The sequence below is a fragment of the Alteromonas antoniana genome (assembly GCF_019249295.1).
Lineage (GTDB): Bacteria > Pseudomonadota > Gammaproteobacteria > Enterobacterales > Alteromonadaceae > Alteromonas > Alteromonas antoniana.
In genome coordinates this window covers 130,501-152,181 of record NZ_JAESDH010000004.1, presented here as the reverse complement: position 1 = coordinate 152,181, position 21,681 = coordinate 130,501, and the positions used below count along the sequence as shown (strand labels likewise).

Sequence of the window (21,681 nt, the reverse complement as noted above, 5' to 3'; positions counted from 1 at the left end):
TGTTTTTGCGGTACACTTTGTTCTTATTTGCTAACCCGGTAGGAAAGGCTCCATGGATCAGAATGCAAAGAAAAAGGCCGTAGCAGAAGCGGCAATTGACTATATAAAACCCGACACCATTATTGGTGTGGGAACTGGCTCAACAGTTAACTTTTTCATCGATGCACTGGCCGATATAAAACACAATTTGGCAGGCGCAGTATCCAGTTCAAAAGCGTCGACTGAGCGTTTGAAGGCGCTTGGCATTGAAGTTTTCGAGTTAAACGACGTCGACAGTTTGTCAGTGTATGTAGACGGTGCCGATGAAGTCACCGAACACAAACATATGATTAAGGGCGGGGGCGCTGCGCTGACTCAGGAAAAAATTGTCAGTGCGGTAGCCAAGGCGTTTATTTGTATTGTTGATGATAGTAAACGCGTTCCGATGTTGGGCAACTTCCCGCTACCGGTGGAAGTGATCCCGATGGCACGCTCTTATGTTGCCCGTGAACTTGTCAAACTCGGTGGTGATCCGTCTTACCGAATGGGTGTGGTCACCGATAATGGCAACGTCATTCTTGACGTGCATAATCTGGAAATTCTTGACCCGGTAGCGATGGAAAAAGCCATTAACAATATTCCGGGGGTAGTGACTAACGGGATTTTTGGAATTCGTGGTGCAGATACCGTATTGGTTGCCACTGATAACGGCGTAGAGCGCTTCTAAACCAGCGTGTACGCCGCAAGCGCTATGGGTGTTTAGTCCTGAAGGTCGTTCACTTTCATTGTTGCTGACAAAAATAGCGCTTTTCTCGTCATTAAATTTCTGTTATTTTGCGTTTAGACGTCCAGATGGCTCTTTGATATTTTTTCGTCATATTGCAGTTACTGCCAGTAACGCCAAATTACTTTAATCCCTCTTTCAATTGAGAAGCGAGTTCATGAGCAAAGTTTCACTACCCAAGGATAAAATCCGCATCCTGCTTTTAGAAGGCGTGCACCACAGTGCACTTGAAACCTTCAAAAACAACGGCTATACGAATATTGAATATCTCAAAACTTCGCTGCCTGAAAATGAGCTGATTGAGAAAGTGAAAGACGCCCATTTTATTGGCCTTCGCTCACGCACGCAGATTACCGACAAGGTAGTCGATGCCGCGCAGAAATTAGTGGCTGTTGGCTGCTTTTGCATAGGTACCAATCAGGTAGACCTGAACGCAACACAAATCCGCGGCATACCGGTATTCAATGCACCGTTTTCCAACACCCGCTCTGTCGCTGAACTGGTCCTGGGTCAGTTGATTTTGTTACTGCGTGGCGTCCCCTCTAAGAACGCGAAAGCGCATCGCGGAGAGTGGGAAAAAAGCGCGGTGGGCTCTTATGAAGCCCGTGGCAAGACGCTGGGCATTATTGGTTACGGTCACATTGGAACACAGCTGAGCATTCTTGCTGAACATCTGGGTATGCGTGTGCAGTTTTTTGATATTGAAGATAAGCTCGTACTAGGTAACTCTACCCAGGTAAAAGACCTTACCACGTTACTGAATACCTCAGATGTCGTATCTTTGCATGTGCCGGAAACCCGGCAAACGCAGAACATGATTGGGGAAACAGAGCTGGCCGCGATGAAACCAGGCAGCATCCTGATTAATGCATCACGAGGCACTGTAGTAGACATCGCTGCGCTGGAGCAGGCACTGGAAAGTGGCCACCTGAACGGCGCGGCCATCGACGTATTCCCCATTGAGCCCAAGTCAAATGAAGAAGAGTTCCAGTCGCCACTTCGACGTTTTGATAACGTAATACTTACGCCTCACGTGGGTGGAAGCACTCAGGAAGCGCAGGAGAATATTGGTATCGAAGTGGCCGGCAAACTGGCGAAATACAGCGATAATGGCTCAACCTTGTCAGCAGTAAACTTCCCTGAAGTGTCTCTGCCAGAACATACCGGTCGTTCACGCCTGCTACATATTCACCACAATCGTCCTGGTGTGCTGACGCAAATCAACCAGACATTTGCAGAAAAAGGCATCAATATTGAAGCGCAGTACCTGCAAACCAACTCTGAAATTGGTTATGTTGTGGTTGATGTGGAATTTGACCGCGCGTATGACGCGCTTGCCGAAATTCAGCAAATCGATGGCACCATTAAAACGCGGATCCTGCATTAAGCCGTAACGTGTGGATATCAGTGCGAATCCTGATGTCACTGAATGAGACATAGCGGGTTTCAGACTGAAATGAAAAAGGCTGCCAACAGGCAGCCTTTTTTATCTGACGACCACCCGGAAACCGGGCATCTGGCTTTCTTAGAAGAAGTTATAAACCAGCGTAACTGCGGTTTCAGTATCAAGCTTCTCAACACCCGGACCCACATCTGAGTTGTGGTCCAGTTTAACAGACAACTTCATAGACAGGTTTCCGCTGATAGTCGCTGTTAATGCACTTTCAGCTCGGGATTTGGTGTTATCCGAACCAACCTCGGTACTGACTGTTTGCGTGAATTTGGCGGTATCAGAAATCAGCCACTGGTAAGCCGCTGACGCACGGACAATCATACCGTTTTGTTCTTCACCTTCCTGCGTTTCAGCAAACGCATAACCCGGACCAATTGAGTATTCAAAAGACTGGGTGTCTGTTTCATAAAGCTTATGGTTCCAACCCGCGGCCAGCGTAGCCTGATAGTCAAAGTTGCTTAAGCGGTCATCTTCATACGACGCGAAGCCGAACAGACGGTAATCCGGATTATCCAGCTTGTAGTTGCCCTGCGCTGAGGCGAAGAATTTCTGCGCCGACGTTCTTTCTTCCTCAATCCCGTCAGTTTCAACGGTTTCCTTCTTGTACAACCCTTCAATGTTGTAATCGTTACTCCATTGCGCAAGTTCCTGATGGGCAGTCACGCCGGCACTGATTGACGTCGTATCAGTGTTACCGGTAGTGAAAATGAAACCCATCTCACCTTCCATCGTAAATGGCTTCATTTTATCCTGTGCCAGCGCGGCAGGCGATGCGGCAAGCGTAAGCAGTGACGCAGCAAGAAGTGTCTTGTTCATGTGTGTTCCTTTTATTGGTCTATCCAGGGGCTGAACGCCAGTTGCAGACGGCTTCCTGACTGGGTTCGGTCAATATTATTTTGGCGTATGTTAGCGGACACAACAGGAATAGCAATAATGTGTGCCCGATATCTTGCACATTCTGTCTTGTATGATTAAAAAAACTGGTAAACCAGCGCGACAGACGTTTCTGTATTCAAAGGATCCACATCTTCAGCAGCATCGGTCTCGTGATTCAGGATCACCGACAGCTTCATGGCAAGGGAGCCAAATAAATTTGCTGAAATGGAGGTTTCCGAGCGTGATTTGGTGTTGTCAGCCCCCGTTTCAGTGCTCACAAACTGTCGTAGTCTGGCACCAGAAGGCCAGCGATACCGATATTCGGCAGAGGCTCTCATTATCACCCCATTATTCACGCTGGTAGTGGTGCCAGGCTCAGCAGAAATAAACGCATATCCCGGACCGACGCTATAGCGAAACTCACTTTCTTCGTTTCGCCACAAACGCTGGGACCAGCCCGCCGCCAGAGAGGCACGATAATCATAGCCATTGAATGCATCGTTTTCATAATCACTATACATGAACAGCCTGCGGCCAGGGTGATCCAGCTTATAATCGAACTGTGCATACCCGAAAAAGCGCTGCGCGGTTTTTTCCCGCGTTGTTTCGCCATCTGCCGCAACTTCGCTTTCTTTGTAAAGCAGTTCCGCAAAATAGCTGTTGCTCCAGTTTACCGTTTCATGCTCAGAGGTAATGCCCGCTTTTAACGACGTGGTGTCAGTGTTGCCGGTCGCGGCCAGGATCCCCAGTTCGCCATCCAGGGAAAAATGTGGCACATCGTCATCCGCGTCAGGGACGAAGTCAGCATGGTATAGAGTTTGGATCAGGTTTCTGTCACTGGCATTCGCCACAGCATGAAAAGCCAGGCATGCAAAAGCCAGCGAGCAAAGGACAATTTTTTGCTTCATAGCGTTCTTTTAGTTTTTTAGCGCACCGTTTTTCTCGTCCTTCCCTGGCGACTTAATTTTTCCGTTATTGAATGAGTCCAGCCACCTTATTGGCTTCTTTGTTAGCGAACATTACCGCATTACCTAATGTTTCACCTTCTACTTTCACACTATTGGCTATTTCCGGTGGGAAAAGTTCAATATTCCCGTATTGCTCTTTTTGGTTTTCGCGCAGCGTAATTCGCCTTGCACAGGCGAGAAGCGCGATATCTGCCTCTGCCCGCATCTTTTCAGGCAAATGCATATTTTTAACCGGATAGAACAGCGGCAGAGGAAGCTTCCAACTCTCCATAATAGTACCGCTGCACTCATTAAAGGTAAAACCGAAATGTCTGCGCTGTTTCTCCTCTGGCAATCCCGGGTGGGGATCATCCAGATAGGCGATGTATTTTTCCGGCGCACATTTAGCTGCGACAAGTTCGCCAAAATTCTGCAGGATCCCCATCACGAAAAAACGCTCGCTGCCACGTATTCTTGCGTGCTTCGCAAGATATTTGGCAGTCATCCCGCAATACACCGACTGATACCAGTGCTTATCCAGCTTAATCAACTCTGTGTCGAAGTGTTTAAATGCCGAATTGGCCGTTTCAGCGACCACTAAATTATAGAGTGCCTCGCCGCCTATCACGCTGACCGCTTTTGCGATGGACTCTATCTGGGAAGGGAAACGAAATAACGCACTGTTCGCCAGCCTGAGCACCTTTGCTGTTAACGACGGGTCGATACTTATCATCTGGCCGATGTCATTCGCATCTGACCGGGGGTCGTCCAAAATATCCCGAATGCGCAGGCAAATATCCGGCATGGCGAAAGATTGCGTAGCATACGAAACAAATTTGGTTAACGACATAAGGAGGATCCTTCGAATTAAGTTAAGGTCATTATAACAATCATGGCGTAAAACACAGCCTGAACGACTGCCATTAAAGATAATTTTCAATACCTTTTACCGCAAATTATCAAGAGGTCCATTGGCAGCGGCAAATTTAATGTTTTCACACCAATCCTTTATTGCCTTGAACACGAATGAAACAGTAAGCCTTCGTGCTTAATCAATTTTTTCAACCAGGACAAGGAGTAGATTTATGTCAAATGATCAAACTGTCCCCTATGGCAGCGACGTATCAGCGGGAACGTATGAGTGTGTCGACTGTGGATACCAGTTGTCTAACGAGTCGAAAACCTCACTGCCGCCCTGCCCCAATCCAGATAATAAACTTCACACTGAAAACAGCTGGAAAATACTGAGCGGTCAGGGTGATGCCAAAGAGGATCCTTATCCAGACCGATAACTTTTCGTTTCTGACTTTGATGTCAGACCATTACGGTTTAATAATCCGGCTTGTTTCGGGCTTCAGAAAACGCGCTTTGTTGTTAGCGACTGCAGCCCGCCATTAGCCACGGCACGAGCCGCAAAGCATGTTACGGCAAGTGGAAATGATGTGTTAACGTCGTTGCTGCGTTTATACGATGCTGGTTTCCTTGCTCGTCTGACATACCGGGCACCTAAATGACAAGTCACTGCGTTGGACGCTACTCATCATTAAACAAATCGCCTTGTTGCGGCGTTGAGGGAGCAGGTTCGTTTATCTCGTTTTTCTTGCGTAACCAGGCTTTTTTACGCCGATGGCATGCATTGATAATTTGGCGACGGGTGGCATCATCGGTCTTCAACCAGTAAAGCCGTTCATCACGGCTTCTGAAGCAGCCAACACAATATCCGCGCGGTCCCGACTGGCACACACCAATGCACGGGCTGGGTACCGTAAAAAACTCCAGTTGTGCGGATGCCGGTGACGGCTTCTGTTGCATCGGTCAGCAACCTAAATTCGGTCAAAGGATGCACAGTATAGCGGCTTGTCTGTCAAACGCCTACCTGTGCAAATTGACAGATCAGTCCACCAATGTGTATTCAATTGTCGATACTACGCGTATCTTTTTTATGTGTGGATGGTGGGTATCACGGTCTGATATTGAAAACCGCCCCTGGTTTGCACGACGAATCTTTCCCAGCTGACTTTGAGAATCACTGGCAAACTTCAGCGCCACCTCTCTGGCGTTCACGGTTGCTTCTTCAATCATCTCTGGTTTAACATCGTTCAAACGAGTGAACACATATTGAGTTTGTGCATTGTAATTTTGTGTGGAAAGCACAATCCCGTCTTTCAGTAAGCTGCCAATCGAGCTCATCACCTCGCGCACATTGTTCACATCACTGGAGTAGACCGTCACAGTCTGTATCGCGCTATAGCGAAATTCCGCGCGGGGACCGCCCCCGTATTGTTGCGCAAGCTTATCGGTGATTTGTGGCTGGCCTACAGAAATCTCATCTTCACGGATGCCGGCCTGAGTCAAAAACTGCTTCACCTTCCCGGCATGCGTGTCCAGTTCATCATAAAGTGCTGGCAACTCGTTGCCCGCCTCTACAAACTGTATTGGCCAGATGACCTGATCGGCCAGGTATTCGCGTTCAGAAAGTCCTTTAACGGTGACTACGCGATCCCATGTTTTAAAGGTAATCAACGCATCTGATAATAACCAGCCGGCAATCCCTAAACCAGCGACCATTCCCAGTGCCAGTATACTTGCTCCGATTCTGGACATCTTCATTCTCCTTGTAGTTTCCGGGCAACCTTAGAAACGATTATCACAGATAAGCCATTTCTTTGGCTACTGACAGGATTGTCAATGTGAATGCATAACAGCATAACCAGTAAATGGGACAGAATCATGGCATTTTCAGGATGATTCAGGGCAGAAGCCTGTTACTGAGCCTTCACGCTATCACATTCCCTCTGTGAAATTGCCGCAGTTTCATAGAGAAAGGAGGTAACCGGTGATTAAAAAAAAGCCGCTCAAAAAGAGCGGCTGAAATGCCCCATATTACGAGGAGTGGGGCAACGCTTGGGTAAACGCAGACTGTTTACGGGCCTTTCGGCGCTGTAGAAGATAGTAAAATACCGGTGTGAGGATAAGACCAAACAGAGTAACGCCAATCATCCCAGCGAACACCGCCACACCCATGGCCTGACGCATTTCCGCTCCCGCTCCGGTAGACAGAACCATCGGCAGTACGCCCATGATAAACGCGAAGGATGTCATCAGGATCGGGCGCAAACGTAAGCGGCTTGCCTCTTTCACCGCTGACAACGTATCACGTCCCTGCTCCTCAAGATCTTTGGCAAACTCGACAATCAGTATGGCGTTTTTAGTGGCCAGCCCGACCAGCACAATCAGGCCGATCTGTGTGAAGATATTATTGTCACCCCCGTATATCCACACACCGACAAGTGCACTGAGCAGAGTCATTGGCACTATCAGAATGATTGCCAGTGGCAAACGCAGACTCTCGTATTGTGCAGCCAGTACCAGAAACACCAGCAACACCACCAACGGGAAAACCACCAGTGCGGTATTGCCTGCTAATATTTGCTGATAGGTCAATTCAGTCCATTCATAGGACATACCAATAGGTAACGTCTCATCAAGGATCTGCTCAATGGCGGCTTTAGCCTGATCAGAACTATACCCTGGTGCCGGAGCACCATTGATTTCCGCCGTAACATAGCCGTTATAATGCATTACCCGATCAGGACCAGCGGTATGCTCAACATCCAAAAATGAGCCCAGCGGGATCATCTGTCCCTGATTGTTGCGAATTTTAAAGCGCGCGATATCTTCTGCATTCTGACGATAAGGCGCATCTGCCTGTACATTCACCTGATACGTTTGTCCAAACAGGTTGAAATCATTCACATACACTGACCCCAGATACGCCTGTAAGGTGGTAAACAAGCTGTCAATATTTACCCCCTGACTGACCGCCTTATCGCGATCTACATCCACATTCAGCTGCGGTACGTTAACCGTAAAGCTGGTGAAACTGTCAGTCAGCGCCGGGTGAGCCCAGGCTTTCTGAATCACTTCCTGGGTTACACGTTCAAGCTCGCTGAAACCTAAATTTGCACGGTCCTGGACCTGCAACCTGAAGCCACCAATGGTGCCCAGCCCCATCACCGGCGGCGGTGGGAATATCGCCACATACGCACCTTTAATGCTGCCGAACTGCTGATTCAGCTGCGCCGCTATTGCGCCTGCAGATAATTCCGGTGACGTTCTTTCATCAAACGGTTTTAATGGCGTGAACAGCACACCCGAACTGGGACTGTTGGTAAACCCGTTAATGTTCAGACCAGGGAACGCGACGGCATCAGAAACACCCGGGTGTTGCATCGCAATCTCTGACATCTGACGGATCACTGACTCGGTTCTGTCCAGCGATGCCGCATTCGGCAACTGCGCAAATGCCACCAGATACATTTTGTCCTGTGCCGGCACATAACCGGTCGGTGTTGAGGAAAACTGGAACGCAGTTAATCCCAACAACCCACCATAAAGCACCATGACAATCCCGCTTTTGCGGATGAGCCCACCCACAGCGCCGGTATATTGTTTCTCGCCGCGCGCGAACAAGCGGTTAAACGGCCCGAACAACCAGCCGCTAAGGGCTTTATCCATCGCTTTTGTCAGCCAGTCTTTGGCATGACCATGGGGTTTCAGCAACAGGGCGGACAATGCCGGACTCAACGTCAGCGAATTTACAGCAGAAATCACGGTAGAGATGGTGATTGTCAGTGCGAACTGCTTATAAAACTGCCCTGTCAGGCCAGACATAAACGCGGTGGGAATAAATACTGCAGCCAGTACCATCGTGGTGGCAATAATAGGGCCGGTTACCTCTTTCATAGCCTGTACCGTGGCATCCACCGGTGACTTGCCATTGGCGATATTGCGCTCGACATTTTCCACCACCACGATGGCGTCATCGACGACAATACCAATTGCCAGTACCAGACCGAACAGCGACAACGCATTCAGTGAGAAGCCCATCATGTGCATAAACGCGAACGTACCCACCAGCGATACCGGTACTGCGACAAGAGGTATTACAGAGGCGCGCCACGTTTGCAGAAACAGGACAACCACCAGCACCACCAGTAAAATGGCTTCCAGCAGGGTATTTACTACCGCTTCAATCGAGCCTCTAACGAACACCGTGGGATCGTAAACTATTTCGTAGTCCAGTCCTTCGGGAAAGTAACTAGATAACCTTGCCATGGTGTCGCGAACATCATCAGAGATCTGAATTGCATTCGAACCTGGCGCCTGAAATATTGGTAACGCTGCAGCCGGGCGGTTATTCAATAGCGAACGTAATGTGTAGTAGTCCGCGCCAAGTTCGATGCGGGCAACATCCCGAAGCCGGGTCATTTCACCATTTGCGCCGGTTTTTACGATAATGTTCTCAAACTCAGATTGCTCAACCAGACGGCCGCGGACATTGATAAGCAACTGAAAGTCACTGGTTCCGGTTGGCTGCGCCCCCAGACTCCCTGCAGCAGCCTGCTGATTTTGCGCGCGAATGGCATTGATCACATCATCCGGATTCATCTGCAATGAAGCGAGTTTGTTGGGATCTAACCATACCCGCATGCTGTACTCACCAGCACCAAACAGTCGGACTTGCCCTACTCCGTTTACCCGGGCCAGTTCATCTTTTACGTTCTGCTCGGCATAGTTGGAGAGATAAAGCATGTCATAACGCGCGTCCGGCGAAGTCAGATGCACTACCATGGTCAGGTTCGGCGATGACTTTTCGGTTACCACACCTAAACGTTGCACTTCCTGTGGCAAACGCGGCAGCGCCCGGTTTACGCGGTTTTGTACTAAGGTGGTGGCCTCATCCGGATCCGTACCAATGGCAAAGGTGACGGTGAGCGTCATTCTGCCGTCAGACGTAGACTGGGAGGACATATACAACATGTTCTCCACGCCGTTAATTTCATCCTCCAGCGGGCTGGCAACGGTCTGACCGATCACCTTGGGATTCGCGCCAGGATAGTTCGCTGTCACGACAACAGTAGGCGGCACCACTTCCGGATACTCGGTGATAGGCAGTTGCCATACTGCCAGTGCGCCGCCAATAAAGATAAGCAACGAGAGCACGCCTGCAAATATTGGCCGATGAATGAAGAACTGGGAAAGTTGCATGATTACAGCTCCACGGTCGCACGGGTACTGCTACGCTGCGCCACTTCATCAAACGACGTTACGCGCTCCTGCCATGCCATGATTTCAGACAATGAGTCTTCCGTTGCCATTGGCACCGACGTTGGCGCAATGTTCACGCCTGGCCGAATGCGCTGAAGCCCGTCTACCACGATGGAATCACTGGGGTTAAGGCCGCTTTCAATCAGCCGCAGCGTGCCCATTTTGTCGCCCAGTTTCACCGGGCGGTATTCAGCGACATTATCCTGATTAACCACCAACACGTATTTGTTATTGAGATCGGTACCAATCGCTTTCTCTGCAATTAAAATCCCTGCCTCGCGGGTTTGTCCCGCCAGCTTCAGGTGCGCGAACATCCCGGGTAACAGTGCACCATGGGTATTATCAAACACAGCGCGAACTCGAATTGTGCCGGTGTTCGCATTCACCTGGTTATCAACAAAGTCAATATTCCCCCAGAAGTGATACTCCTCATCATTTGCCCGCCGCATCGCCACTGGCTTAGCATTCACAGCGTTACCATCCTGACAGCTATCGGCATAACGCAGGTAGGTTTGCTCATCAATGTCGAAATAGGCATAAAGAGGATGTGTAGAGACAATACGGGTGAGAACGGTCTGCCCCGCGGTAACATAGTTTCCTTCAGTGATATTGGCCCGGGATACCCGACCAGATATTGGCGCCTCAACCCGGGCGAAGCCACGGTTAAGTTTTGCCAGATCCAGCGCAGCCTCGATAGCGGCAACATTGGCACTGGCCTGTTCTGATGCAGAACGGCGGTTATCCAAGACTTCTTCCGACACTGACTGTGACTCACGCAACCGTGAAACACGCTCATAGTCATGATCAGTCAGCGATAACTGGCTTTTTGCCTGTTTAAGTTGCGCTGATAAGCGGTCCACTTCTGCTTTAAACGCCCGGTTATCAATCAGAAACAGCGTATCCCCCTGCTCCACCCACTCACCTTCATCAAAGGCGACAAACTCAATATACCCGGAAACACGGGGTCGTAACTCTACGTGCTCAGGCGCTTCCAATCTGCCGGTAAAGCTGTCCCACTCGGTAAGAGGCTGAGCAATCACTTCTGCAACATCCACCGGCACGGCCTGAGCACCTTGCTGGGGTGCCGCGGCGGGCTGACTATCGCAAGCGGTGAGCAATAGCACTACCCACACAATGATGCTTAGCCGAAATGTAAAGGTCATGAAGGTTCCTTGGTTCATAATCATAAAAACTTGATGAGGCTATTATGGCGACGCCGAATAAATAAAAAAAATTATCTTTTAATATGCAACACATCACATGATGTAATATATTAATAGCAATCGAGGGAGTAAAAATGCTCAGCGCGAGACTACCCGGAACAACGGAGAACAATTATGCGATCGCAGGATCTCAGCCTGTTAATGATATTTGATGCCATCATGACCGAGGGCGCAATTACCCGCGCCGCAGACCGTCTGGCAATGACACAACCTGCGGTATCCAACGCACTCTCCCGAATGCGAGTAGCATGGAAAGATGAGTTGTTCGTCAAAGACGGCAGAGGGATCCAGCCTACCTCGTTCGCCCGAAACCTCTGGAGCCAGATTCAGGACCCATTGGGTCAACTGGAGACGGCGGTCAATTCGGATGATTTTGATCCGGCGACAGCGCGAAGAACCTTCCGTATTGCCGCCACTGACAGTATGGTAGACATGGTATGGGGCCCGTTGCGTAAGATAATTGAGAATGACGCGCCGGGTATTAATGTGTATGCGGTTCCGTACTCAACCATTGATGCAGAAGACATGCTTAAAGACGCCGAGGCCGAACTGGCGTTTGCCAAACAATATCGGCAGGACAGCGTTATTCGTGCCGATCATCTGATCGATCCCCGCTGGGTTGTGGTAATGCGTCCGGACCACCCGCTGGCAAAAGAACAACTTAGCTTAAATGAATTTGTGAATGCTGATCATCTGCTGGTATCGCTGACCGGCGATGTTTCCGGCCCAACTGATCAGGCATTAAATAATCTGGGTTTGAAGCGCCGTGTCGCGATGTCAGTCAACCAGTTTCACAATGTGCCCTCACTGCTAAACCAGACAAATCTGATTTGCGTCGCGCCGTCACTGGTGCTGGAAAAAGAAATTTTTTCCGGTGAACTGGCGGTATTTGAAACGCCGGTGCAAATCAGCACGTCTCCCGTGTCGTTAATGTGGCATAAGCGCCAGGATATGGACGCAGGCCTGAAATGGGTGCGAGAGCTCATTGTGAACATCATCAGAGAACGTGTAGAACGCCACGAGATGCTGTTATCGCAATGCTGCCGCAAAGGCTACTGCGCGGCGACAGTAAAACGATTTATGGAGCAGCGTCACAGTAGTTGTCCGGAAGTCGTGGCCCAAACGCCGGGTGATACTGAAGCGAATGTCCAACCGGTCAAAGTGGCATCGTAACTTGCTAAGCTGTAAAGCTAATCAGTAGTGATGTGTTACCGACTTGATGGGTAATAAAGACATAAAAAAAGCGAGGCAGTTGCCTCGCTTTTTCATATCAGAATAGATAGTTACTTTTTCTTCGCTTTCGGGTTAGGCATATCAGTAATGCTACCCTCGAAGATTTCACACGCCAGGCCAATCGATTCGTTCAGCGTTGGGTGAGCATGAATAGTCAGACCCACATCTTCTGCATCCGCACCCATCTCAATAGCCAGACCAATTTCGCCCAGCATCTCTCCGGCGTTGGTGCCTACCATCGCACCACCGATAACGCGGCCAGAGTCTTTTTCGAAGATCATCTTGGTCAGACCGTCAGTGGCATCAGAAGCAATCGCACGGCCTGATGCAGACCATGGGAATGAGGCAGTCTCATAGTTAACGCCCTGTTCTTTCGCTTCTTTCTCAGTCAGACCTACCCACGCAACTTCTGGCTCAGTGTAAGCCACTGAAGGAATGCAGCGAGGATCGAAGTAATGCTTCTGACCAGAAATTACTTCTGCAGCAACGTGACCTTCATGAACGGCTTTGTGCGCCAGCATTGGCTGTCCGATGATGTCACCGATAGCATAAATATTGTCGACGTTAGTACGCAGCTGTTTGTCTACGTTGATAAAGCCTTTGTCGTCTACGTTTACGCCGGCTTTGTCGGCATCCACCAACTTGCCGTTAGGACGGCGACCTACTGCTACCAGCACTTTATCGTAGCGTACTGGCTCTGAAGGCGCTTTCTTGCCTTCGAATGTCACATACAGACCGTCGTCTTTCGCCTCAACGTTGGTGACTTTGGTTTCCAGCATCACGTTGAACTTGTCTTTGTACGACTTCATGAAGACTTTCATGATGTCTTTGTCAGCAGCCGGGATTAACTGGTCAAGGAACTCAACCACGTCAATTTTCGAACCCAGTGCTTCGTATACGGTACCCATTTCCAGACCGATGATACCACCGCCCAGAACCAACATTTTTTCCGGAATGTCTTTCATTTCCAGCGCGCCGGTTGAGTCAATTACGCGATCGTCTTCCGGGATAAACGGCAGAGTGACTGGCTCAGAACCTGCTGCGATAATGGCATTCTCAAACGAGATTGTGGTTTTGCCGTCTTTACCTTCCACTTCCAGCGTGTTTGCACCGGTAAATTTACCGTAGCCCTGGACGTGTTTTACTTTACGCATTTTAGACATGCCAGCCAGACCTTTGGTCAGTTGGCCAACAACGCCGTCTTTGTATTCGCGGATTTTGTCCAGATCGAATTTCGGCTCACCAAAAGTCACACCATGGTTAGACAGGTGCTTGGCTTCTTTGATGACCTTCGCCACGTGTAACAGTGCTTTTGAAGGAATACATCCTACGTTAAGACACACCCCACCCAGTGTTTCCCTGGCATCAACAATTACGGTTTCAATGCCCAAGTCGGCAGCACGGAATGCCGCGGAATAGCCGCCTGGTCCTGCGCCTAATACAACTAGCTGAGTTTTTATTTCGCTCATCGTGACCTCAAATTCTGTCCAAAATAGTAAATATGCGTAAAACGCCCGAATTTTACCTAGCGGCAACAAGCCATGTAAAGCGAAGTTGGCCTAATTGCCTGAAAAAACGGCGTAAAGGGGAATGCGCACATTCCCCCGCCGCGACTGCTGCCTTACAGCAACATTTGACGTAAGTCTTCCAGCACCGTTTTAAGGTGTACAGCAAACCTTGCCGCCACCGCGCCGTCAATAACACGATGGTCGTATGATAGTGACATGGGGACCATCAGGCGCGGTTCAAACTCTTTCCCGTTCCATTTTGGTTTTATGTCACTTTTCGATACCCCAAGAATAGCAACGTCCGGCGCATTCACAATGGGTGTAAATGCGGTACCGCCGATGCCACCTAAGCTTGAGATAGTAAAGCAGCTGCCCTGCATATCGGCCGCTTTCAGCTTGCCGTCACGCGCTTTGGCACTGATTTCCATCAACTCGCGGGAGATATCCATAATGCCTTTTTTGTCAACATCACGAACCACCGGCACCACAAGGCCTCCCGGTGTATCAACCGCAATACCTATATGGTAGTACTTTTTCTCAATTAAAGACTCACCGGTCTCGGAAAGTGAGGAGTTAAATACCGGATAGGCCTTAAGCGCATCCGCAACCGCCTTCATCATGAACACCAGTGGCGTAATTTTCACGCCCAGCTTGCGCTTCTCGGCAATCGCGTTCTGATCTTTACGGAACTGCTCAAGTTCTGTGATATCCGCCTCTTCAAACTGCGTCACGTGCGGGATAGTCACCCAGTTGCGATGCAGGTTCGGACCAGAGATCTTCTGAATACGCGTAAGCGGTTTCTCTTCCACTTCACCAAACTTAGAGAAATCTACCTTCGGTGGCGGAATGACCTGCAAACCACCGCCCTCGGTATTTCCACCCACTGCGCCAGCTGTGGCTTTCGGACGAGAAAGCTCGTACTTCACATAACTTTGCACGTCTTCTTTCAGGATACGGTCTTTACGACCAGAGCCATTGACCTGAGTCAGATCCACGCCGAACTCACGAGCCAGTCGGCGTACAGAAGGTGATGCATGCACCTTACCGGATTTCTGCTTTTCACCCGCTGATGGATGATGCGGTACCGGTGGGCGCTTAGGACGGTTACTGTCCTGCGCAGCTGCTTGCTGTTGTGGTTTCTCGTCTTTCTTCGACGCAGACTGACTGTCGCTCTTCGCTTCAGGCTTGCTTTCTTTCTTCGGTGCAGCGCCTTTCACTTTCAGCATCAGCACAGACGAGCCTTCAGACACTTTGTCACCCTGTTTTACCAGCAGCTTAGTCACCGTGCCGGCTTTCGGCGACGGCACATCCATGGTCGCCTTATCGGTCTCAAGGGTAATCAGGCCGTCTTCAGCTTCAATGGTATCGCCTTCAGAAACCAGAATTTCGATAACATCAACATCGGCATCATCACCGATGTCCGGTACCTTCACTTCGATTTCTTCTTCTGCGCCTTCATCAGCAGTTTCCTCTGCGTTAGCAGAATCATCACTGTCATCTGAAGATGCTTGTGAAGCAGAGTCATCCGAATCTGAATCTTCGGCCGGGGCGTCATCGCCGCCCTCGCCTTCAATTTCCAGTGTCAGCACCAGCGAGCCCTCGCTCACCTTATCGCCTTCTTTTACCGACAAACTTACCACTTTACCGGCGTGTGGCGAAGGCACATCCATAGTGGCCTTGTCAGTTTCAAGCGTGATCAGGCCATCTTCTTCAGCAACCGTGTCACCTTCTGCAACCAGTACTTCGATGACGTCTACTTCCGAATCATCACCAATATCCGGCACTTTTACTTCAACGGTTTTGCTGCCGCCTTTTGAGCCACCTGATGCAGGTTTATCTTCCTGTTTCGGTGCTTCTGATTTTGACTCGGCTTTCTCTTCTTTAGCAGGCTCTTCCTGCTCTTCAGAACTGCTGTCATCAGAATCACCAGCTTCACCCGCAGCAGCAAGCTTAGCCAGCAAATCGCCTTCTGAAATCTTGTCGCCGACTTTTACGGAAAGCTCTTTCACTTTGCCCGCAAAGGGCGCTGGAATATCCATGCTGGCCTTGTCACTTTCTACTGTGACCAGGGCATCTTCCGCTTCAACGTCATCGCCTTCTGCTACGCACAGTTCGATGACTTCAACTTCGTCTTCCCCGAGGTCGGGTACTAATACGTCTTTGATATCTGACATGTTACTTAGTCTCCCTGAACTTATGCGTAAAGTGGATTAACTTTATCCGGATCAATATCCAGATCCTTCATCGCTTTAGACAGCGTCTTCGCATCAACGTCACCCGCTTTGTAAAGCTCGTAAAGTGCCGCGTACGTCACGTATGCTGCATCCACTTCAAAATGACGACGCAGGTTCGCGCGGCTGTCTGAGCGACCAAACCCGTCAGTACCCAACACACGGTAGCTGCCTGGAACAAAGCTGCGTACCTGATCTGCATAGTTCTTGATGTAGTCTGTTGCCGCGATAGTCGGGCCATCAATACCGGCTTCCAGCGTTTCGGTAATGAACGGCACTTTCACCTTATCATCAGGGTGAAGCATGTTGTGTCGGTCACATTCCATGCCTTCGCGCGTCAGTTCATTGAATGATGTCACGCTGTAAACTTCGGCAACCACATTGTAGTCTTCTGCCAGCTTCGCCGCTGCTTCGCGAACCTGCTCCAGGATAGTGCCTGAGCCCAGCAGCTTCACTTTCCGTTTGCGCTTCTTATCGCCAACGGTATCAAGCAGATAAATCCCTTTTACAATGCCTTCTTCCACGCCTTTTGGCATTTCAGGTTGCTTGTAGTTTTCGTTCATAACTGTCAGGTAGTAGAACACGTCTTCCTGCTCTTCCAGCATGCGACGCATACCGTCCTGAACAATCACAGCCACTTCGTAGCCGTAAGTCGGGTCGTAGCTCACACAGTTCGGGATCAGCGCTGCCTGCGTATGCGAGTGGCCGTCCTGATGCTGTAAGCCCTCACCATTCAGTGTGGTGCGTCCGGCAGTTCCACCCACCAGGAAACCACGAGTACGTGAATCACCGGCTGCCCATGCAAGGTCGCCAACACGCTGGAACCCAAACATCGAGTAATAGATGTAGAACGGCACCATCGGTAAATCGTTCGTACTGTATGACGTGCCCGCCGCCAGCCATGACGCCATTGCACCTAATTCGTTAATACCTTCCTGCAATACCTGACCTTTCTTATCTTCGCGATAGTACGCGACCTGATCAGAATCCTGCGGCTCGTATTTCTGGCCTTGTGAAGAGTAGATACCAACCTGACGGAACAGGCCTTCCATACCGAAGGTACGGGCTTCATCCGGGATGATTGGCACAATACGCTTACCAATTTGCTTGTCTTTCAGCAGCGCGGTCAGTACACGAACGAATGCCATCGTCGTAGAGATTTCACGATCGCCTGAGCCTTTGGTCACAGCATCAAATGCCTTCATTGGCGGCGCGGGTAAATCTTCAGATGCCTTCGCGCGACGCACCGGCATATAGCCATGGAGTGCTTCACGACGGGCGCGAAGGTACTTCATTTCTTCGCTGTCTTCGTCAAACTTGTAGTAAGGCAGATCAGTCAGCTTCTCATCAGATACCGGAATATTAAAACGGTCGCGATACGCTTTTACCGCATCCATGTCCATTTTCTTCACCTGGTGAGCAATGTTTTTACCTTCACCAGCTGCCCCCATGCCGTAACCCTTAACGGTTTTCGCCAGGATAACCTGCGGACGGCCTTTGGTGTTTACCGCGCGATCGTATGCTGCGTACACTTTCACCGGATCGTGACCACCACGGTTCAGACGCCAGATGTCTTCATCAGACATGTTGGACACCATTTCTTTCAGCTCAGGGTATTTGCCGAAGAATTTTTCGCGGGTGTAGGCACCGCCTTTCGCTTTGCAGTTCTGATATTCACCGTCGATGGTTTCGTTCATCAGTTGCAATAATTTGCCAGAGGTATCACGGGCCAGCAGTGGATCCCAGTAACGACCCCAGATCACTTTGATTACTTCCCAGCCTGCGCCGCGGAATGTGCCTTCCAGCTCCTGAATAATTTTGCCATTACCACGAACCGGCCCATCAAGGCGCTGAAGGTTACAGTTAATAACAAAGGTCAGGTTGTCCAGGCCTTCGCGTGACGCCAGACCAATTGCACCCAAGCTTTCCGGCTCATCACACTCACCGTCACCCAGGTAGCACCATACGCGCTGCTCTGAACAGTCTTTAATGCCACGGTCTGTCAGGTACTTCAGGAAGCGGGCAAGATAAATCGCCTGCATTGGCCCTAAGCCCATGGATACGGTTGGGAACTGCCAGAAATCCGGCATCAGTTTCGGGTGCGGATAAGACGAAATGCCTTTGCCATCGACTTCCTGACGGAAACCGTCAAGTTGCTCTTCGGTCAGACGGCCTTCGATAAACGCGCGGGAATAAATACCCGGGGCGACGTGGCCCTGATAAAATACATAATCGCCGCCATCTTTTTCGTTAGGCGCGCGATAAAAGTGGTTGAAGCCCACATCGTAAAGCATGGCTGAAGAGGCAAAAGAGGAAATATGGCCACCCAGCTCCAGGTTTTTCTTAGACGCTCTCAGTACCATCATTAGCGCGTTCCAGCGCAGGGCGTTTCTGATTTTGCCCTCGATAGTCTGGTCGCCAGGCATGGTAGGCTCCTGCCCCGGCGGTATGGAATTTATATAAGCGGTTGTCGCATCGTACGGTAAATGGGCACCATTTCTGCGCGCTTTTTCAATCAATGATTCTAATAAGAAGTGAGCCCTGTCTGTACCTTCTTCTTCTAATACTGACTCTAACGAATCCAACCATTCTTGTGTTTCTTGCGGATCCACATCTTGGTGCATCATATCAGTCATGGTGCCATCCTATGTTTGCTTATATAGAACATCATCCGTCCGGGTGACTATTCCCGTCGGATGAATACCTAAATTACGTTGTACTCTGAGCAAGCCAATGTGGCTCACCCATTACTGATGCCTGATTTTACACATAGCACCAGAATGTCGGGCTTCACGCCTCTTATATTTCCAGTCGTCTCAGCGCACGTTGTACGCGGCTGTCACGCTGGTTAATATCCAGTAGGGTTTTTTCAATAAATGCCAGATGCGCGTTACAGGCTTGTCTCGCCGCTTCCGGATCCCGTGATGCAATGGCTTCAACAATTTCACGGCGCTGACGCGCGATGTCGTCTACCACCGTGGTATGCAGTGCCAGCATCTCAAGGTTTCTTTCAATGTTCTCAATCAACATACTTTGCATCGTGCTCATCACGTGCAGCAGTACCATGTTGTGAGACGCCCTCGCCATAATGATATAAAAGCGACCTAAGGCCTCAGCCTGTTCGCGTTTACTTTCATCTTTTCCTGGCGTCGGTAGTTCTTCCAGTGCACTGCGCAGCGCCTGATAATCCTCAGGCTGCCCGCGCAATGCCGCATAATACGCAGCCATGCCTTCCAGCGCGTGACGAAACTCCAGCAAATCAAACTGGGTTTCCGGCCGTCGGCTGATAAGCGCCATTAACGGATCGGTCATCGCCGCATTCAAATCGCGACTGATAAAGGTACCACCGCCCTGTTTGCGTTCTACCAACCCGCGCGCCTGCAAGTTACCAATTGCTTCGCGGAGCGAAGGACGAGACACGTCAAATTCCTGAGCGAGTTCACGCTCGGGTGGAAGCTGTTGCCCTGCCAATAGCGTCCCGTCCAGAATCATGGATTCCAGCTGTTCGGTGATCACATCTGACAGTTTCTTACGTCCCTGACGCATTTATCTTAGTCCCGCTTACGAAAAAAGGCGGCTAAATTGTAAACAAGTTTACGACGCCACCCACAATTGGTAATACCATTTTACCTATACAGTGTAGGTCAGAATGTTTCGCACGTAAATAGTGACAAGCATAGCAGGCCGGGACCAGGCTGCTATTTGTTAAGCTTTATTGTTGAATTTGTTGCAAAAAATGGGTTGCGCAAAACTGGTCTGATGAGGATTACTGGCTGCAAAACAGCCAGTAATGTCTTGCTTTTCCTGTCCGTATTAAGAAATGGTCAGGGAGAGTAGTAAGGGTAATAGCCACTGAATGATCAGGACAATGTCCCCACCAGAGTGAGTGCCGCTGTCACAACAAGCAAAAACAGAATGTTGCGCTTCGCCAGTTTTACCAGCACCTTGGGTTCAACCGCCGCATTTTCTTTCTGCGCAGCCTGTTCCTCCGGTGTGAGCATTTCCGCTTTACCGGCAATGGTCGTTAGCAACTGTCGGGGCATCGTTTGAAGGTCTGTCAGTGACTTTATCCATGTTGGAAACGCATTGGAGAAGTGTCCCATCATCAGCAGCCCAAAGGCCGTAATACGCACCGGGATGAAGTCGAGGGCGTAAAGCAGCCGCGCGGTCGCCTGCGCTAGTGATGATTCTGATTCACAAAAGGCATCATGTGCACTGCGGGTAAAGGTATAAAACACGGCTCCCGGAGCCCCAAAAGCCAGAAACCACAAGATCACTGCCGCATAATGCTGATAGTTCAGCCATGTCAGATGCTGTCCAAAGGTTTTCCCTTCAGACTGCGCCTGCGTGCCTTCTTGCTGATAGTTACATCCACTGTGCCCCAACTGATCGGTGTACAGCGTACAGGCTTCCAAATCGCCCCGTTCCGCGGCCTTAAGAAAACACTGATAAGTGGCGCGTAATGCAGGGCAGCCAATACAAATAAACAGAACAACAGTTTGCTCCAGGAACGTCAGAAATGTGCCAAGCAACCAGTGCTCGATAAGCGCAAGCAATAGCGCCGGCAGCAGCAGTACGCCCCATACCTGAACAGCTTCCGTATCCTCTTTTATCCAGCCTCTGTCTGTTGCCCACCGCCGGAACTGCTCCGCATAGCGTTCAACATGCCATGCCGGGGTCTTTTCCAGGCTACGCTCCAGCGACAGTACAATGAGCAAGCTAATTAACATCATAATTGTGATTCCCTGTTATCAAAGAGAGACTGCCGGTACCTGGCCCAGTCGAAATACGGGCCGGGATCGGTTTTTCTCCCCGGTGCGATATCATTATGCCCGATAATGCGCCCGCAAGTGATCAGAGGATAGTGCAACAGGATGTGTTTGCTTAACGATGTCAGCGACGCATACTGCGCATCGGTATAGGGAAGCTCATCCGTGCCTTCCAGTTCGATGCCTATCGCGTAGTCGTTGCACTGCTTACGGCCCTGAAAAGAAGAAACTCCGGCATGCCAGGCCCGCCCGCTGAAAGGCACATACTGCTCAATACGCCCGTCGCGGTAAATAACGCAGTGCGCAGAGACCCGCAAATGGGCGATGTCTTTGTAAAACGGGTGCGCCGTTTTATCCAGAGTGCCGGTAAACAAATCACGAATACCTGACGTACCAAATTCGCCGGGAGGCAGACTAATGTTGTGAATAACCAGTAGCGAGATCTCGACATTATCTGGCCGCGCATCCCAAAAGCTGCAGTCGACACGGGTAGCGTGCGCAAAATAGTCCGGGTTTGAATTCATGCAAGAGCCTAGCAATATTGACAAATCAATAGTGAAAGTGTGA

At 50.0% G+C, this 21,681-nt stretch carries 17 protein-coding genes; 4 read left to right on the top strand and 13 right to left on the bottom strand.

Features of this window, described 5'->3' with window-relative positions:
• Nucleotides 1-52: 52 nt before the first annotated feature.
• Complete coding sequence (gene rpiA, locus JKP77_RS04725) at nucleotides 53-706, top strand: ribose-5-phosphate isomerase RpiA (protein WP_218310049.1); 654 nt, start codon at nucleotides 53-55, stop codon at nucleotides 704-706.
• Nucleotides 707-920: 214 nt separating this feature from the next.
• Complete coding sequence (gene serA, locus JKP77_RS04720; RefSeq protein WP_218310048.1) at nucleotides 921-2,150, top strand: phosphoglycerate dehydrogenase; 1,230 nt, start codon at nucleotides 921-923, stop codon at nucleotides 2,148-2,150.
• A 138-nt stretch (nucleotides 2,151-2,288) separates the two neighbouring features.
• Here the strand turns inward: serA and JKP77_RS04715 are convergent, their stop codons facing one another.
• The 3 genes from JKP77_RS04715 to JKP77_RS04705 all read right to left on the bottom strand — a co-directional run bounded on the left by JKP77_RS04715 (nucleotide 2,289) and on the right by JKP77_RS04705 (nucleotide 4,889).
• A complete protein-coding gene (locus JKP77_RS04715) occupies nucleotides 2,289-3,032 on the bottom strand; it encodes a DUF481 domain-containing protein (RefSeq protein ID WP_218310047.1) in 744 nt (247 codons plus the stop codon).
• A 155-nt stretch (nucleotides 3,033-3,187) separates the two neighbouring features.
• Nucleotides 3,188-4,000, bottom strand: a complete 813-nt coding sequence (locus JKP77_RS04710) for a DUF481 domain-containing protein (RefSeq protein WP_218310046.1) — start codon at nucleotides 3,998-4,000, stop codon at nucleotides 3,188-3,190.
• Nucleotides 4,001-4,064: 64 nt separating this feature from the next.
• Nucleotides 4,065-4,889 (bottom strand): HDOD domain-containing protein, encoded by an 825-nt coding sequence (locus tag JKP77_RS04705; RefSeq protein WP_218310045.1) that lies wholly within the window; start codon nucleotides 4,887-4,889, stop codon nucleotides 4,065-4,067.
• 235 nt (nucleotides 4,890-5,124) lie between these two features.
• On the opposite strand from JKP77_RS04705, the gene JKP77_RS04700 reads away from it, so the two are divergent.
• Entirely contained in the window at nucleotides 5,125-5,331 is a 207-nt protein-coding gene (locus tag JKP77_RS04700; protein WP_218310044.1) for a zinc ribbon-containing protein, read from the top strand.
• A 241-nt stretch (nucleotides 5,332-5,572) separates the two neighbouring features.
• On the opposite strand, the gene JKP77_RS04695 is transcribed toward JKP77_RS04700, so the two are convergent.
• The 4 genes from JKP77_RS04695 to JKP77_RS04680 all read right to left on the bottom strand — a co-directional run bounded on the left by JKP77_RS04695 (nucleotide 5,573) and on the right by JKP77_RS04680 (nucleotide 11,313).
• Nucleotides 5,573-5,851: a DUF1289 domain-containing protein gene (locus tag JKP77_RS04695; protein WP_218310043.1), complete on the bottom strand. Its 279-nt coding sequence runs from the start codon at nucleotides 5,849-5,851 to the stop codon at nucleotides 5,573-5,575.
• Between the two features lie 81 nt (nucleotides 5,852-5,932).
• The gene (locus tag JKP77_RS04690; RefSeq protein WP_218310042.1) at nucleotides 5,933-6,643 is read right to left on the bottom strand and encodes an SIMPL domain-containing protein; all 711 of its coding nucleotides are present in this window, start codon (nucleotides 6,641-6,643) and stop codon (nucleotides 5,933-5,935) included.
• 279 nt (nucleotides 6,644-6,922) lie between these two features.
• Nucleotides 6,923-10,090: an efflux RND transporter permease subunit gene (locus JKP77_RS04685; protein WP_218310041.1), complete on the bottom strand. Its 3,168-nt coding sequence runs from the start codon at nucleotides 10,088-10,090 to the stop codon at nucleotides 6,923-6,925.
• A gap of 2 nt (nucleotides 10,091-10,092) precedes the next feature.
• Complete coding sequence (locus JKP77_RS04680) at nucleotides 10,093-11,313, bottom strand: efflux RND transporter periplasmic adaptor subunit (protein WP_218310040.1); 1,221 nt, start codon at nucleotides 11,311-11,313, stop codon at nucleotides 10,093-10,095.
• 174 nt (nucleotides 11,314-11,487) lie between these two features.
• On the opposite strand from JKP77_RS04680, the gene JKP77_RS04675 reads away from it, so the two are divergent.
• On the top strand, nucleotides 11,488-12,546 hold the full coding sequence (locus JKP77_RS04675; protein ID WP_218310039.1) for a LysR family transcriptional regulator: 1,059 nt from the start codon (nucleotides 11,488-11,490) through the stop codon (nucleotides 12,544-12,546).
• Nucleotides 12,547-12,656: 110 nt separating this feature from the next.
• Here the strand turns inward: JKP77_RS04675 and lpdA are convergent, their stop codons facing one another.
• From lpdA to ampD, 6 genes are all read right to left on the bottom strand, one after another.
• Nucleotides 12,657-14,075, bottom strand: coding sequence for a dihydrolipoyl dehydrogenase (gene lpdA / locus JKP77_RS04670; protein WP_218310038.1), 1,419 nt, complete (start codon nucleotides 14,073-14,075; stop codon nucleotides 12,657-12,659).
• Nucleotides 14,076-14,227: 152 nt separating this feature from the next.
• Nucleotides 14,228-16,288 (bottom strand): dihydrolipoyllysine-residue acetyltransferase, encoded by a 2,061-nt coding sequence (aceF, locus tag JKP77_RS04665; RefSeq protein ID WP_218310037.1) that lies wholly within the window; start codon nucleotides 16,286-16,288, stop codon nucleotides 14,228-14,230.
• 20 nt (nucleotides 16,289-16,308) lie between these two features.
• Nucleotides 16,309-18,981, bottom strand: a complete 2,673-nt coding sequence (gene aceE, locus JKP77_RS04660) for a pyruvate dehydrogenase (acetyl-transferring), homodimeric type (RefSeq protein WP_218310036.1) — start codon at nucleotides 18,979-18,981, stop codon at nucleotides 16,309-16,311.
• 163 nt (nucleotides 18,982-19,144) lie between these two features.
• Nucleotides 19,145-19,891, bottom strand: a complete 747-nt coding sequence (locus JKP77_RS04655; RefSeq protein ID WP_218310035.1) for a GntR family transcriptional regulator — start codon at nucleotides 19,889-19,891, stop codon at nucleotides 19,145-19,147.
• A gap of 314 nt (nucleotides 19,892-20,205) precedes the next feature.
• The gene (ampE, locus tag JKP77_RS04650) at nucleotides 20,206-21,078 is read right to left on the bottom strand and encodes a beta-lactamase regulator AmpE (protein ID WP_218310034.1); all 873 of its coding nucleotides are present in this window, start codon (nucleotides 21,076-21,078) and stop codon (nucleotides 20,206-20,208) included.
• A complete protein-coding gene (ampD, locus tag JKP77_RS04645; RefSeq protein ID WP_218310033.1) occupies nucleotides 21,075-21,638 on the bottom strand; it encodes a 1,6-anhydro-N-acetylmuramyl-L-alanine amidase AmpD in 564 nt (187 codons plus the stop codon). Before ampD ends, ampE begins: the two co-directional genes overlap by 4 nt.
• Between the last annotated feature and the right edge of the window lie 43 nt (nucleotides 21,639-21,681).

Bases quoted from the DNA above. Each gene is read 5' to 3' on its own strand.
- rpiA (WP_218310049.1), top strand. From the start codon at position 53: ATGGATCAGAATGCAAAGAAAAAGGCCGTAGCAGAAGCGGCAATTGAC.
- serA (WP_218310048.1), top strand. From the start codon at position 921: ATGAGCAAAGTTTCACTACCCAAGGATAAAATCCGCATCCTGCTTTTA.
- JKP77_RS04715 (WP_218310047.1), bottom strand. From the start codon at position 3,032: ATGAACAAGACACTTCTTGCTGCGTCACTGCTTACGCTTGCCGCATCG.
- JKP77_RS04710 (WP_218310046.1), bottom strand. From the start codon at position 4,000: ATGAAGCAAAAAATTGTCCTTTGCTCGCTGGCTTTTGCATGCCTGGCT.
- JKP77_RS04705 (WP_218310045.1), bottom strand. From the start codon at position 4,889: ATGTCGTTAACCAAATTTGTTTCGTATGCTACGCAATCTTTCGCCATG.
- JKP77_RS04700 (WP_218310044.1), top strand. From the start codon at position 5,125: ATGTCAAATGATCAAACTGTCCCCTATGGCAGCGACGTATCAGCGGGA.
- JKP77_RS04695 (WP_218310043.1), bottom strand. From the start codon at position 5,851: ATGCAACAGAAGCCGTCACCGGCATCCGCACAACTGGAGTTTTTTACG.
- JKP77_RS04690 (WP_218310042.1), bottom strand. From the start codon at position 6,643: ATGTCCAGAATCGGAGCAAGTATACTGGCACTGGGAATGGTCGCTGGT.
- JKP77_RS04685 (WP_218310041.1), bottom strand. From the start codon at position 10,090: ATGCAACTTTCCCAGTTCTTCATTCATCGGCCAATATTTGCAGGCGTG.
- JKP77_RS04680 (WP_218310040.1), bottom strand. From the start codon at position 11,313: ATGACCTTTACATTTCGGCTAAGCATCATTGTGTGGGTAGTGCTATTG.
- JKP77_RS04675 (WP_218310039.1), top strand. From the start codon at position 11,488: ATGCGATCGCAGGATCTCAGCCTGTTAATGATATTTGATGCCATCATG.
- lpdA (WP_218310038.1), bottom strand. From the start codon at position 14,075: ATGAGCGAAATAAAAACTCAGCTAGTTGTATTAGGCGCAGGACCAGGC.
- aceF (WP_218310037.1), bottom strand. From the start codon at position 16,288: ATGTCAGATATCAAAGACGTATTAGTACCCGACCTCGGGGAAGACGAA.
- aceE (WP_218310036.1), bottom strand. From the start codon at position 18,981: ATGACTGATATGATGCACCAAGATGTGGATCCGCAAGAAACACAAGAA.
- JKP77_RS04655 (WP_218310035.1), bottom strand. From the start codon at position 19,891: ATGCGTCAGGGACGTAAGAAACTGTCAGATGTGATCACCGAACAGCTG.
- ampE (WP_218310034.1), bottom strand. From the start codon at position 21,078: ATGATGTTAATTAGCTTGCTCATTGTACTGTCGCTGGAGCGTAGCCTG.
- ampD (WP_218310033.1), bottom strand. From the start codon at position 21,638: ATGAATTCAAACCCGGACTATTTTGCGCACGCTACCCGTGTCGACTGC.